Here is an 11,888-nt window from a genome sequence, read left to right on the forward strand (position 1 = left end):
AAGGGGGCGGAACCGGGCCGCGGGTCAGGCCGAGGGCGTGACCGGGCACTCGGTCTCGGCGGAGAGGCGGCGCAGCGCGGCTTCCGCCAGCAGGCCCGCCGACAGCACGGCCAGCAGCGGTTGCAGCGGAGCCCAGTAGCTCAGGGCACCGGAGGCCCCGAGGAGCACCAGGACGAGCTTGTTGCAGACCGGGCAGCCGACGGCGAAGAAGGAGAGCACCCCGCCGATCGCCCCGAGCCGGCCGCCGTCGGCGGCGTGCGGCTCCGGGGACGACGAGGGCCGGCGCACGTAGGTGGTCAGGACGATGCCGGCGAGTACGGCCGTGACGGCCAGGGCCGGGTAGTTCCACCACTGGACGGGGACCGACCGGCCGAAGAGCGGGTTGGGCACCACGTCGGTGGGCGCGCCGACCAGGACCGCCGTGGCCAGCGCACCCGCGCCCGCCACGGTCCACCGCCGGGACCGCCAGCCACGCAGTGCCGTACCCGCCCGCCGCCAGGAGCGCGGGGAGGAGGACATGCCGAAGAACTCCGTTTCAGAGGATGCGGGGACACGGCCGAACGGGCCGGTCTACATCCGCAGAACGGAGTGGAGGGTCGGTGGGGGCGGATCGGGGCCGCCGGCGAACACGCCGAAGTGCTGGGCCACGAGGGGCGCGGGATCGGTGTGCGGCGACGTCGCGCGCGAGAAGGCGGCGGAGGGCGGCGGGTTCTCGGCCCGCTGGACACTGGAGTCGCCGATCGCCTTCTTGCCGCACGGTGCCGCGGCACCGTCGGACGGTTCGGCTGCGGCTGCGGCTACGGCGGCTGCCGGCGCGGTGTGTACCCGCCCCGCCGTGGGCGCGGGCGTGCCCCGCGCTCCGCTCTCCGCGTGCGCGAAGACGCACAGCAGCCCCACCACGGCCACGAGCAGGGCCAGCACACCGCGGACGTGGGCGTGGGCCCGCCCGGGTGCCGCTCGCTTCATCGCCGCTCCTGCGCTGTCCGTGGTCACGGCCACCCTAGGTCACCCGCCGCCAGGACCCGTACCGGGCCCGGACGCGCCGTCGGGCCGCGCTTCTTCCCCCGTTCGCGCGATTTCCGACGCTTTTCGTACCGGACGGCGATCGAACCGGTGTGAATTCGAGATTGGGTAAGTATCGCAGAAATCGTTCACTCGACTGCCGCGCATCCGACGGAGTAGGCAGACGTTACTTCGGATATGACCGAGGAACGCGGGGAATTCACGGCGCTTGGCCCGTACACCTACAGGCCCGGCAGAAATCACTGTCCGTCACCGAGTGACGGAACTCTGACCAGAGGCGGGCACCCCGTCCCGCTCCGGGTGACCGAGCCCGTGCTGCAGCGGTTCCTGGACGTCATGACCGAGTTGGAGACCGGCCTCGCCGAGCGGTGGGGCCGGACGCAGGGCTCCTTGACGTACACCCGCGCGGAGTGACCGGCACCTCGTGTACGAAGAACACTACGGAGAACACACCCACCCCCGCATGCCGTACGGCGAAGGGCCGTTCCGTACCACCGGCACCGGCCGGCACCGGGCTCCCGAGGCGGCCTCCCAGGAGACTCTGGTCCCGCCCGAACCCGGTTGGGACCCGGCCGAGGAACTCGCGTTCCTGCTCCAGGACGCGTTGGAGCAGCAGACCGGAGCACCCTCCGCGACGGACACCTCGGCGCTCGCACCCGCCCCGGGCACACCGCTGAGCAATCTGCAGGAGATCACGGCGGAGCTGCCCCCGTTGAGGGAGTCCCCGACGAGTCACCGCAGGGTCCGCAGAGGGAGAAAGGTGAGCCGGCTGCGCGCCGCGAGCCTGTTCGTCGCCGCGCTCGCCGCGGTCATCGCCGCCTCCGTGAGCCTGTTCGGCGGCATGGTGGCCTACGAACCGTTGCGGCTGGCCGCCGTGACCCGCACCCGCGGCAGCGTCGTGTCCTGGTGGCCGCTGCTGGTCTACGGGCCCTGGCTGGTGGCCTCGCTGGCGGTGCTGCGGGCCGCGCTGCACCAGCGCCGCGCGGTGCACTCCTGGGCCGTCGTCCTGCTGTTCTCGGCCATCGCGATGCTGCTCTGCATCGCGGAGGCGCCCAGGACGATCAGCGACGGGGCGGCGGCCGCTCTGCCCGGACTGGCCTCGCTGGTCTGCTTCCAGCAGGTCATCCGCCAGATCACGCTCACCCGTCCGCCCCGGCGGGCGGTGCCGCGCCACCGGCAACGCGCCGCGGTCACTCCGGGTGACGACCCGTCGGGCAGGGCGGCCGCCGATCCGGTGTCCCTTCCGCAGCAGCGGCAGAATGCCGTACGTCCGCCGCGGCCCGGAGCGGGCCCCGGAACAGGGCCCGGAAAACGTGGCTGACCGGGCTGAACAGGCGGTCGTGACGGTCTTCCGTCTCCTTCGGAGAATGTGAAGAAAAGGAAATGCGGAATGCGTTGCGGGTCACGCCCGGACGGGCACGGAGGGGGCACCGCGCGGATCAGCCCGCCGTCAGGATCACGTCCTGTCCCTGCCGGGCGTGGAAGCTCGGGAGCGGCACGATGCCCATGGGGCGCAGCTCCATCAGGGTGGCCTCGACGTGGGCCGCGCCGGGCTCGAGGACGACCGTGTCGGGCGTGCCGGTGTTGACCCAGCGGTGCTCCAGGCCGTCGCAGACCGCGCGGGTGCCGCCGACGCCGAAGCGGGCGGACGGGTCGCTCTGGCTCACGGTGGAGCTGACGAAGACCGGGCCGCTGCCGCCGGTGCAGCGGTAGGTGCCGGAGAGGGTGACGCTGCCGTCGGCGGCGATGCGGCCGGTCGGGTCGACGGTCACCGACTCCGCGACGAGGCGGGCGTCGTGGGGTGCGGCCGTGGCGGCGGGGGCGGCGAGCAGCAGCAGGGCGGCGCCGGCGGCCGTGGCGAGGGCGGCGGAGCGTACGGGCATGGGGAACCTCCCGGTCGGTCGGAATGAGGGGTTCCACTGGTACCGGGCGGAGGGGCCGGCGGCAGTGACCGTCACCCCTTCGGTGGCGAGTCCGCGCCGGCGGTCGTGGAACCGTCGCCGGCTTGTCCGGGTGTTGTCACGCTTGCCGCCCGGGTCTTGGCGACGGCTTCCCGGCGGGCGCACCGTCTGTACACGCGACGGTCCCGAGGACGGGACGGTCTCCCGACGTGGAGGTGCCCCATGTGTGTCCACCGGCCTTCCTGCCCCGCTTCCGACTCCCCCGCGGCGCGTGTCGTCACCGCGCACGTCGTCGCCGCCCACCCGGAGCAGGGGTGGAACCTGCTGTGCGACGGCACGGTCGTCTTCGACGACACCGGCGAGCTGCTCCCCGACGGCCGTGTGGTCGCCCCGTGCCGGGTGCCCGCCGGGCGCCTGGCGATGGCCGCCTGAACCGGAGTCCCGTACGGCTCAGTCCTTCTCGGCGACGAACTCCCGCAGCAGGGAGGCGAGCAGCTCCGGCTGGTCCTCGGGGATCAGCGTCCGGGTGTCCTCGACCTCCACGAGCCGTCCCTGCGGGAGGAGTTCGGCCAGGCGCCGGCCGTGGGCGCGGGGCATCATCAGGTCCTCGGTCGCCCAGACGACGAGTGCGGGCCGGTCGAACCTCCGCAGTCCCTGGGCGGCTTCGAGCAGTTCGTCGCGGCGCACGTGCGTGCCGTAGTGCCGGAAGTCGCGCCGGATCGCCGGGTCGGTGCGCAGCGGGCGCAGCCAGCCGTCGACGACCGCGTCCGGCACGGGGCGTTTGGTGAGCGCGCCGATGCCGACGGGCAGGCGGCGCAGCGGTTTGAGGCCCAGGGTGCGCACCAGCAGGGACACGCCGCCGGGGGCCCGGCAGGCGAGGCCGATCAGCTTCCCGGGCAGGCCCGGCGGGTAGTTGTCGAACGCCTCGCAGGCGACGAGCGCCAGCCGCGCGAGCCGCTCCGGGTGCCGGGCGGCCACCGTCTGGGCGCGCCCGCAGTCGTTCTCGACGAGGGTGACGTCGGTGAGGTCGAGGCGGTCGAGGAACTCGGCGATCAGCTCGTTGACCAGGTCGGGTGTGGGTGGTCGGCGCATCGGGCGGCGGTGGGCGCCGTAGGGCAGGGTCGGCGCGATCACCCGGTGGTCGGTGCGCAGGTTGGCGATGACCTTGCGCCAGACGGTCCGGTCGTGGACGAGGCCGTGGAGGAGGACGACGACGGGGCCGTCGCCGCCGGTGTCCTCGTACTCGATGGTTCCCGCGCTCAGTTCGATGTCCGGCATGCCGGAATGCTAGGCGTCTCGGCCGGGCTACGGCAGTACGGCGAAGCCGTCCAGTTCCACCAACGCCCGTTCGTCCCAGAGCCGTACGACCTCCACGACCGCCATGGCCGGGTAGTCGCGGCCGGCCAGCTCGCGCCAGGTGCGGCCGAGTTCGGCGGCGTGGGCGCGGTAGGCGGCGACGTCGGTGGCGTAGACGGTGACCCGGGCGAGGTCGGCGGGGGCGCCCCCGGCGGCGCGCAGGGCGGTGAGCAGGTTGGTGAGGGCCTGCTCGAACTGGGCGGGGAGGGTGTCGCCGGTGACCTTGCCGTCGGTGTCGAGGGCGGTCTGGCCGGCCAGGAACACGAGGCGGCCGCCGGTGGCGACGACGGCGTGGGAGAAGCCGGTGGGCGGGGACAGTTGGGGTGGGTTCACCCGTTCGGCGGTCATGCTCCGGCCTCCTTGCTCGTGGCGTCGGTCCGGGACGGCTGGTACGTCCGGTACAGCTCCTTGGCGACGATGCCGCGCTGGACCTCGCTGGCGCCCTCGTAGACGCGCGGGGCGCGCACCTCGCGGTAGAGGTGTTCGAGGAGGTGGCCGCGGCGCAGGGCGCGGGCGCCGTGCAGCTGGACGGCGTGGTCGACGACGTACTGGGCGGTCTCGGTGGCGAGGAGTTTCGCCATCGCGGCGCGCCTCGGGACCTCCGGGTCTCCCGCGTCGTACGCCGTGGCCGCCGCGTACACCATCAGGCGGGCCGCCTCGGTGCGCAGCGCCATCTCGGCGACCTGGTGGGCGACGGTCTGGAGGTCGCGCAGCCTGCCGCCGAAGGCCTCGCGGGCGGTGGTGTGGTCGAGGGTCGCGTCCAGGGCGGCCTGCGCCATCCCGACGGCGAAGGCGCCGACGCTGGGGCGGAACAGGTTGAGGGTGTCCATGGCCACCCGGAAGCCGCGGTCGGGTTCGCCGAGGACGTCGTCCGCGTCGACGGGCACGCCGTCGAAGGAGAGGGCGCCGAGGGGGTGCGGCGAGAGCATGTCGACCGGGGTGCCGGTGAGGCCGGGGCGGTCGGCGGGCACGAGGAAGGCGGTGACGCCGCGGGCGCCGGCGCCGGGGGTGGTGCGGGCGAACACCGTGTAGAAGTCGGCCTCGGGGGCGTTGGAGATCCAGCACTTCTCCCCGGTGAGCCGCCAGGCGGAGGCTCCCGCGCCGGGCCCGGTCTCCGGTTCCGCCCGCAGCGAGAGTGCCGCCGCGTCGGAGCCCGCGTCGGGCTCGCTGAGGGCGAAGGCGGCGACCGCGGTGCCGTCGCTCACGCGGGGGAGCCAGCGGGCGCGCTGGGACTCGGTGCCGTGCGCGTGCACGGGGTGGGCGCCGAGGCCTTGGAGGGCGAGGGCGGTCTCGGCCTCCGTGCAGGCGTGGGCGAGGGACTCGCGCATCAGGCACAGGTCGAGCGCGCCCGAGGTGAACAGGCGGGGCAGCAGGCCGAGGGAGCCCAGCTCGGCGACCAGGGGGCGGTTGACGCGGCCCGGCTCGCCCTTCTCCGCGAGCGGGCGCAGCCGTTCGGCGGCGAGGGCGCGCAGCTCGTCGCACCAGGTGAGTTGTGCCGGTTCGAGCGAGAATGCGGTCATCGCCGGTCCCTTCCCCTGCTTCCCTGCCTGCTCCCGGCCCGCCGGACGGACCACCGGACACCGACCGACGATATCGCGCCCCGTTGACTGTCGTCACCAACACGATACGCTCGTTGCGCGAGCCCACCACGACAAAGGGGGCGAACCGCCATGGCCGATCCTCGCCGCGCGGACCCGCACCGCTCCGCCCACGTCGACACCTTCGCGCGCGACCACCTGCCGCCCCCCGAGCAGTGGCCCGAGCTGCTCTTCGACCTGCCGGAGCTGCGCTACCCGGAGCGGCTGAACTGCGCCGCCGAGCTGCTCACCGGCCCGCCCGGCGACCGCCCGGTCTTCCGCACCGCGTCCGGGGACACCTGGAGCTACGGGGAGCTGCGGGACCGCGTCGACCGGATCGCCCACGTGCTCACCGGCGACCTCGGTGTCGTCCCGGGCAACCGGGTGCTGCTGCGCGGGCCCACCGGTCCGTGGCTGGCCGCGTGCTGGCTGGCGGTGCTGAAGGCGGGCGCGGTGGCGGTCACCGTGCTGGCCCAGCAGCGCCCGCACGAGCTGCGCGCGATCTGCGAGATCGCCCGGGTGCGGCACGCGCTGTGCGACGTCCGGGCCGTCGACGACCTCGCCAAGGCGGAGATCACCGGCCTGCGGATCACGACGTACGGCGGGGACGCGCCGGACGACCTGCACAGCCGCACGGCGTCGGACGCGGTGCCCGCGACGCCGTACCGGGCCGTCGACACCGCCGCCGACGACGTGGCGCTGATCGCGTTCACGTCCGGCACCACCGGGCGGCCCAAGGGGTGCATGCACTTCCACCGCGATGTGCTGGCGATCGCGGACACCTTCTCCGCGCAGGTGCTCAGGCCGCGCCCCGACGATCTCTTCGCGGGCAGCCCGCCGCTCGGTTTCACCTTCGGGCTCGGCGGTCTCGTCGTCTTCCCGATGCGGGCCGGGGCGAGCGCCCTGCTGCTCGAACAGGCCGGTCCCCGGCAGCTGTTGCCGGCGGTCGCGGAGCACCGGGTGTCGGTGCTGTTCACCGCGCCGACGGCGTACCGCGCGATGCTCGACGAGCTGGACGGGTACGACGTGAGCAGCCTCAGGCGCTGCGTCTCGGCGGGCGAGAACCTGCCCGCGGCCACCTGGCGGGCCTGGCACGAGCGCACCGGGCTGCGCGTCATCAACGGCATCGGCGCCACCGAGCTGCTGCACATCTTCGTGTCCGCCGCGGACGACGACATCAGGCCGGGCACGACGGGCGTTCCGGTGCCGGGGTGGCACGCGCGCGTGCAGGACGCGCACGGCGCACCCGTGCCCGACGGGGAGCCCGGACTGCTGGCGGTGCGCGGTCCGGTGGGCTGCCGGTACCTCGCCGACCCGCGCCAGCGGGAGTACGTGCGCGACGGCTGGAACGTCACCGGGGACACCTATGTCCGCGAGCCCGACGGGTACTTCCGGTACGTGGCACGCGCCGACGACATGATCATCTCCTCCGGGTACAACATCGCCGGGCCCGAGGTGGAGGACGCGTTGCTGCGCCACCCGGACGTGGTGGAGGCGGCGGTGGTGGGCCGTCCCGACCGGCACCGGGGGCAGGTCGTGGTGGCGCACGCGGTGCTGCGGGACGGGGCCGCGCGGGACGCGGACGCGCTGCGCGCGTTCCTGCGCTCGGAGCTGGCGCCGTACAAGTGTCCACGGGAGATCCTCTTCCCGGACGCGCTGCCGCGCACGGCGACCGGCAAGCTCCAGCGCTACCGCCTGCTCGACCCGACCGGTCCGGGCCCCTCCCCCCGCTCCCGGGGCTCGTCCGAATCCCCTGGGCGGCCGGGCGCAACGCCGACGACATAAGATGATCAATGTGTCCGACCTGCACCTACAGCCCGCTCCGAGGTCCCTCATCGTCACGCTCTACGGCGCGTACGGCCGCCGCGCGCCGGGCCCGGTGCCCGTCGCCGAGCTGATCCGGCTGCTGGCCGCGGTCGGGGTGGACGCGCCCTCCGTGCGTTCGTCGGTGTCCCGGCTGAAACGGCGCGGGCTGCTGCTGCCCGCCCGTACCGCCGGGGGCGCCGCGGGGTACGAACTCTCCGCCGAGGCCCGCCAGTTGCTCGACGACGGGGACCGGCGCGTCTACGCCACCACGCCCCACGGGGACGAGGGCTGGGTGCTCGCCGTGTTCTCCGTGCCCGAGTCGGAGCGGCAGAAGCGGCACGTCCTGCGTTCGCGCCTGGCCGGTCTCGGCTTCGGCACCGCGGCGCCCGGCGTGTGGATCGCCCCGGCCCGGCTGTACGCGGAGACCCGGCACACCCTGGGCCGCCTCGGCCTGGACTCCTACGTGGACTTCTTCCGCGGTGAGCACCTGGGCTTCACGGCGACCGCCGAGGCGGTGGCCCGCTGGTGGGACCTGGCCGCGATCGCCAAGGAGCACGAGGCGTTCCTCGACCGCCACGAGCGCGTCCTGCACGCCTGGGAGCGCCGGGCGGACACCCCGCCCGAGGAGGCCTACCGCGACTACCTCCTCGCCCTGGACTCCTGGCGCCACCTGCCCTACACGGACCCCGGGCTGCCCGCCCGGCTGCTGCCCGAGGGCTGGCCCGGCACGCGCTCGGCGGCCGTCTTCCGGGCGCTGCACGAGCGGCTGCGCGACGCGGGCGCCCAGTACGCGGCCATGGGACCGACTCCGCCTCCCCGGCAGTGAGTCACATCACAGTCCGAGGGCATCAGCGAACCCTCAGCCTCCTCAGACCGTCTTCTCAGGTTTCTCACCTACCGTGCGGACGCATGAGTCTCGCACGTAACTTGAACCGGGCCCTCACCGTCACCACCGGCCTCCAGGTACGCAGAGCACCCCGGGCGACCAACGGGAGTCCGAAGGGGAGGCAGGGAAGGAAGTCCGCCGCCGCGCAGCCCGCGGCGCGCCGGGCGGCCCCGTACCGGTGTCCGTCGGCCGGGGAACTGCCCACCGACCGGTTGCTGCGACGGCCCGTCTTCATCATCTCGTCCATCCGTTCCGGCTCCACCCTGCTGCGCATGATGATGGGCGCCCACCCGCGGCTGCACGCCCCGCACGAACTGCACGTCGGCAAGCTGGAGGTCGCCTGCACCAACTGGCACTCCGAGCGCGCGATGGGCGAACTCGGCCTGCGGCGCGGCGACCTGGAGCACCTGTTGTGGGACCGTGTCCTGCACCGTGAACTCATCAAGTCCGGCAAGGACTTCGTGGTCGAGAAGACACCGGCCAACGCCTACATGTACCAGCGTCTCAAGGACTGCTGGCCCGACGCCCGCTTCGTCTTCCTGCTGCGCCACCCCGAGTCGATCGCCCGCTCCTGGCACGAGAGCGACCCCGTCAAGCGCCCGCACGACACGGCCGTCACGGACGTGCTGCGCTACATGACGGCCGTGGAGGAGGCCCGGTCGGCGGACGCCGACGGCTTCACCGTGCGCTACGAGGACATCACCGGCGACCCCGAGCGCGAGATGCGCCGCCTGTGCGCGTACCTCGGCGTCGACTACGCGCCCCAGATGCTGAACTACGGCAGGAAGGGCAACGCCGAGCTGGTCAGGGGCCTGGGCGACTGGCGCGAGAACATCCGCACCGGCACGGTGCAGCCGGGGCGCGAACTGCCCGGCAAGGACGAGGTCCCCGAGCGGCTGCGCCCGATGTGCGCGGCCTGGGGCTACCCGTCCTGACGCGGGCCGTGCAGCGTGAGCCTCGGCTTGGGGGCGTCGGTGCGTCCGGTGCGCGGCGGGCGGCTGCCCGCCCGGTACGGCGCGGGCCAGCGGGCGCCCGGTCCGTCGTAGCCCTGTTCGGCGGCGGCGTGCAGCGTCCAGTGCGGGTCGTAGAGGTGGGGGCGGGCCAGCGCGCACAAGTCGGTGCGTCCGGCCAGGACCAGCGAGTTGACGTCGTCCCAGGAGGAGATCGCGCCGACCGCGATCACCGGGACGCCCGCCTCGTGCCGGATGCGGTCGGCGTACGGCGTCTGGTACGACCGCCCGAACTCGGGGCGTTCGCCGGTCACGACCTGTCCGGTGGATACGTCGATGGCGTCGGCCCCGTGCGCGGCGAAGGCACGGGCGATCTCCACCGCCTCCTCGGCGCTCGTGCCGCCCTCGGCCCAGTCGGTGGCGGAGATCCGTACGGTCATGGGCCGCTCGTCCGGCCACACCTCGCGCACGGCGTCGAAGACCTCCAGCGGGAAACGCAGCCGACCCTCCAGTGAGCCGCCGTAGGCGTCGGTGCGGTGGTTGGTGAGCGGGGAGAGGAAGCCGGAGAGCAGGTAGCCGTGGGCGCAGTGCAGTTCGAGCAGGTCGAATCCGGCCCCGGCGGCCCGTTCGGCGGCGGCCCTGAACTGCTCCCGCACGTCCGTCAGTTGCGCCCGGGACAGCTCGCGCGGGACTTGACCGTCGGGTCGGTACGGCAGCGGGGAGGGTGCCACCAGGGGCCAGTTGCCGTCGGGCAGCGGCTCGTCCATGCCCTCCCACATCAGCCGGGTCGAGCCCTTGCGGCCGCTGTGGCCGAGCTGTACGCCGATCGCGGTGCCGGGCGCGCCGTCGTGCACAAAATCGGTGATCCGCCGCCACGCCTCGCCCTGCCGGCCGGTGTAGAGGCCCGCGCAGCCGGGGGTGATGCGGCCCTCGGCGCTGACGCACACCATCTCGGTCATCACCAGGGCGGCACCGCCGAGGGCCCGGGCGCCGAGGTGGACCAGGTGGAAGTCGCCGGGGACGCCGTCGGTGGCGGAGTACATGTCCATCGGGGAGACGACGACGCGGTTGCGCAGGGTCAGCCCGCGCAGCCGGAACGGGGTGAACATCGGGGGCGTGTCCGGCGGGCAACCGAACTCGCGCTCGACGGAGTCGGTGAAGCCGGCGTCGCGCAGCCGCAGGTTCTCGTGGGTGACCCGGCGGCTGCGGGTGAGCAGGTTGAAGGCGAACTGGCGCGGGGGCTGGGCGAGGTACCGGTCCAGGTCCTCGAACCACTCCAGGCTGGCCTTGGCCGCCCGCTGGGTGGAGGCGACGACGGGGCGCCGCTCCTCCTCGTAGGCACTGAGCGCCTCCTGGAGGGTGGGCCGCTCCTCCAGGCAGGCGGCGAGTGCGAGGGCGTCCTCCACGGCGAGCTTGGTGCCGGAGCCGATGGAGAAGTGCGCGGTGTGCGCGGCGTCGCCGAGCAGGACGATGTTGCCGTGCGACCAGCGTGCGTTGACGACCGTGCGGAAGGTGGTCCACGCGGACTTGTTGGAGCGCAGCGGGCGGCCGCCGAGCGCGTCGGCGAAGATCTTGGCGCAGCGGGCGGTGGACTCGGTCTCGTCCAGTTCGTCGAAGCCGGCCGCCCGCCAGACCTCCTCGCGCATCTCGACGATGACGGTGGAGGCGGCTTCGTTCTGCGGCCCGTAGGGCCTCGTTGAGGGGTGGTGGTCGGGCGACGGGCGGGAGTAGGGGTAGCCGTGCAGTTGCATCACGCCGTGCTCGGTCTCGGCGATCTCGAAGCGGAACGCGTCGAAGGCGAAGTCGGCGGCGAGCCAGATGTAGCGGCAGCGGTGGGGGGTGAGGTGCGGCCGGAAGACGTCGCGGTACGCCTCGCGGGTGGCGCTGTGCACTCCGTCGGCGGCGACGACGAGGTCGTGGGTGCGGGCAAGGCGGTCCGGGGGCGGTGCCTCGGTGCGGAAGCGGAGCTCCACGCCGAGGTCGCGGCAGCGGTCGTGCAGGATTTCGAGGAGGCGGCGGCGGCCGAGGGCGGCGAAGCGGTGTCCTCCGGAGGTGTGGCGGGTGCCTCGGTGGACGATGTCGATGTCGTCCCAGCGGACGAAGTGCGCCTTGAGGGCCTCGTAGACGGTCGGGTCGGCGTGTTCGATGCCGCCGAGGGTCTCGTCGGAGAGGACTACGCCGAAGCCGAAGGTGTCGTCGGGGGCGTTGCGTTCGTAGACGGTGATCTCGCGGGCGGGGTCGAGGCGTTTGAGGAGGGCGGCGGTGTAGAGGCCGCCGGGGCCGCCGCCGATGATCGCGGCGCGTAGGGGGTGGCTTGTCTTCGCGGGCGAGTGCGGCGTCGTTGTGGCTGGTCGCGCAGTTCCCCGCGCCCCTGAGGTTGGCATACTCC

12 protein-coding genes are annotated in these 11,888 nt (G+C 73.6%); 5 read left to right on the plus strand and 7 right to left on the minus strand.

The window, feature by feature from the left end:
• Positions 1 to 24 precede the first annotated feature (24 nt).
• The gene (locus Sru02f_RS28115; protein ID WP_109029790.1) at positions 25 to 519 is read right to left on the minus strand and encodes a hypothetical protein; all 495 of its coding nucleotides are present in this window, start codon (positions 517 to 519) and stop codon (positions 25 to 27) included.
• A 51-nt stretch (positions 520 to 570) separates the two neighbouring features.
• Positions 571 to 966 (minus strand): hypothetical protein, encoded by a 396-nt coding sequence (locus Sru02f_RS28120; protein ID WP_109029791.1) that lies wholly within the window; start codon positions 964 to 966, stop codon positions 571 to 573.
• 520 nt (positions 967 to 1,486) lie between these two features.
• Between Sru02f_RS28120 and Sru02f_RS28125 the strand changes: the two genes are divergently transcribed.
• Positions 1,487 to 2,344 (plus strand): DUF2637 domain-containing protein, encoded by an 858-nt coding sequence (locus Sru02f_RS28125; RefSeq protein WP_167469328.1) that lies wholly within the window; start codon positions 1,487 to 1,489, stop codon positions 2,342 to 2,344.
• A gap of 118 nt (positions 2,345 to 2,462) precedes the next feature.
• Here the strand turns inward: Sru02f_RS28125 and Sru02f_RS28130 are convergent, their stop codons facing one another.
• The gene (locus Sru02f_RS28130) at positions 2,463 to 2,906 is read right to left on the minus strand and encodes a DUF6299 family protein (RefSeq protein WP_109029794.1); all 444 of its coding nucleotides are present in this window, start codon (positions 2,904 to 2,906) and stop codon (positions 2,463 to 2,465) included.
• Between the two features lie 240 nt (positions 2,907 to 3,146).
• Here Sru02f_RS28130 and Sru02f_RS28135 point away from each other — a divergent pair, with 240 nt between their 5' ends.
• Complete coding sequence (locus tag Sru02f_RS28135) at positions 3,147 to 3,356, plus strand: DUF5999 family protein (protein ID WP_109029795.1); 210 nt, start codon at positions 3,147 to 3,149, stop codon at positions 3,354 to 3,356.
• 18 nt (positions 3,357 to 3,374) lie between these two features.
• Here Sru02f_RS28135 and Sru02f_RS28140 read toward each other — a convergent pair whose 3' ends face one another.
• From Sru02f_RS28140 to Sru02f_RS28150, 3 genes are read right to left on the minus strand one after another with little or no spacing between them, the layout of a single operon-like run.
• Complete coding sequence (locus Sru02f_RS28140) at positions 3,375 to 4,202, minus strand: alpha/beta fold hydrolase (RefSeq protein ID WP_109029796.1); 828 nt, start codon at positions 4,200 to 4,202, stop codon at positions 3,375 to 3,377.
• Positions 4,203 to 4,229: 27 nt separating this feature from the next.
• Positions 4,230 to 4,628 (minus strand): RidA family protein, encoded by a 399-nt coding sequence (locus Sru02f_RS28145; RefSeq protein WP_109029797.1) that lies wholly within the window; start codon positions 4,626 to 4,628, stop codon positions 4,230 to 4,232.
• Positions 4,625 to 5,800: an acyl-CoA dehydrogenase family protein gene (locus tag Sru02f_RS28150; RefSeq protein WP_109029798.1), complete on the minus strand. Its 1,176-nt coding sequence runs from the start codon at positions 5,798 to 5,800 to the stop codon at positions 4,625 to 4,627. The genes Sru02f_RS28145 and Sru02f_RS28150 overlap by 4 nt, the downstream gene beginning before the upstream one ends.
• An 87-nt stretch (positions 5,801 to 5,887) precedes the next feature.
• On the opposite strand from Sru02f_RS28150, the gene ambL reads away from it, so the two are divergent.
• The 3 genes from ambL to Sru02f_RS28165 all read left to right on the plus strand — a co-directional run bounded on the left by ambL (position 5,888) and on the right by Sru02f_RS28165 (position 9,484).
• Positions 5,888 to 7,642, plus strand: coding sequence for an aminobenozate:CoA ligase AmbL (gene ambL, locus Sru02f_RS28155; RefSeq protein ID WP_167469345.1), 1,755 nt, complete (start codon positions 5,888 to 5,890; stop codon positions 7,640 to 7,642).
• A 1-nt stretch (position 7,643) separates the two neighbouring features.
• On the plus strand, positions 7,644 to 8,489 hold the full coding sequence (locus Sru02f_RS28160) for a PaaX family transcriptional regulator (RefSeq protein WP_109029800.1): 846 nt from the start codon (positions 7,644 to 7,646) through the stop codon (positions 8,487 to 8,489).
• An 83-nt stretch (positions 8,490 to 8,572) separates the two neighbouring features.
• Positions 8,573 to 9,484 (plus strand): sulfotransferase family protein, encoded by a 912-nt coding sequence (locus Sru02f_RS28165; RefSeq protein WP_109029801.1) that lies wholly within the window; start codon positions 8,573 to 8,575, stop codon positions 9,482 to 9,484.
• Here Sru02f_RS28165 and Sru02f_RS28170 read toward each other — a convergent pair.
• Positions 9,472 to 11,883 carry a bifunctional salicylyl-CoA 5-hydroxylase/oxidoreductase gene (locus Sru02f_RS28170; protein WP_373103591.1) on the minus strand — a complete coding sequence of 804 codons (2,412 nt, stop codon included), beginning with the start codon at positions 11,881 to 11,883 and terminating at the stop codon, positions 9,472 to 9,474. The genes Sru02f_RS28165 and Sru02f_RS28170 overlap by 13 nt on opposite strands.
• Positions 11,884 to 11,888 lie beyond the last annotated feature (5 nt).

It is taken from the genome of Streptomyces rubrogriseus (genome assembly GCF_027947575.1).
Classification (GTDB): domain Bacteria; phylum Actinomycetota; class Actinomycetes; order Streptomycetales; family Streptomycetaceae; genus Streptomyces; species Streptomyces rubrogriseus.

Bases quoted from the DNA above. Each gene is read 5' to 3' on its own strand.
- Sru02f_RS28115 (WP_109029790.1), bottom strand. From the start codon at position 519: ATGTCCTCCTCCCCGCGCTCCTGGCGGCGGGCGGGTACGGCACTGCGT.
- Sru02f_RS28120 (WP_109029791.1), bottom strand. From the start codon at position 966: ATGAAGCGAGCGGCACCCGGGCGGGCCCACGCCCACGTCCGCGGTGTG.
- Sru02f_RS28125 (WP_167469328.1), top strand. From the start codon at position 1,487: ATGCCGTACGGCGAAGGGCCGTTCCGTACCACCGGCACCGGCCGGCAC.
- Sru02f_RS28130 (WP_109029794.1), bottom strand. From the start codon at position 2,906: ATGCCCGTACGCTCCGCCGCCCTCGCCACGGCCGCCGGCGCCGCCCTG.
- Sru02f_RS28135 (WP_109029795.1), top strand. From the start codon at position 3,147: ATGTGTGTCCACCGGCCTTCCTGCCCCGCTTCCGACTCCCCCGCGGCG.
- Sru02f_RS28140 (WP_109029796.1), bottom strand. From the start codon at position 4,202: ATGCCGGACATCGAACTGAGCGCGGGAACCATCGAGTACGAGGACACC.
- Sru02f_RS28145 (WP_109029797.1), bottom strand. From the start codon at position 4,628: ATGACCGCCGAACGGGTGAACCCACCCCAACTGTCCCCGCCCACCGGC.
- Sru02f_RS28150 (WP_109029798.1), bottom strand. From the start codon at position 5,800: ATGACCGCATTCTCGCTCGAACCGGCACAACTCACCTGGTGCGACGAG.
- Sru02f_RS28160 (WP_109029800.1), top strand. From the start codon at position 7,644: ATGATCAATGTGTCCGACCTGCACCTACAGCCCGCTCCGAGGTCCCTC.
- Sru02f_RS28165 (WP_109029801.1), top strand. From the start codon at position 8,573: ATGAGTCTCGCACGTAACTTGAACCGGGCCCTCACCGTCACCACCGGC.
- Sru02f_RS28170 (WP_373103591.1), bottom strand. From the start codon at position 11,883: ATGCCAACCTCAGGGGCGCGGGGAACTGCGCGACCAGCCACAACGACG.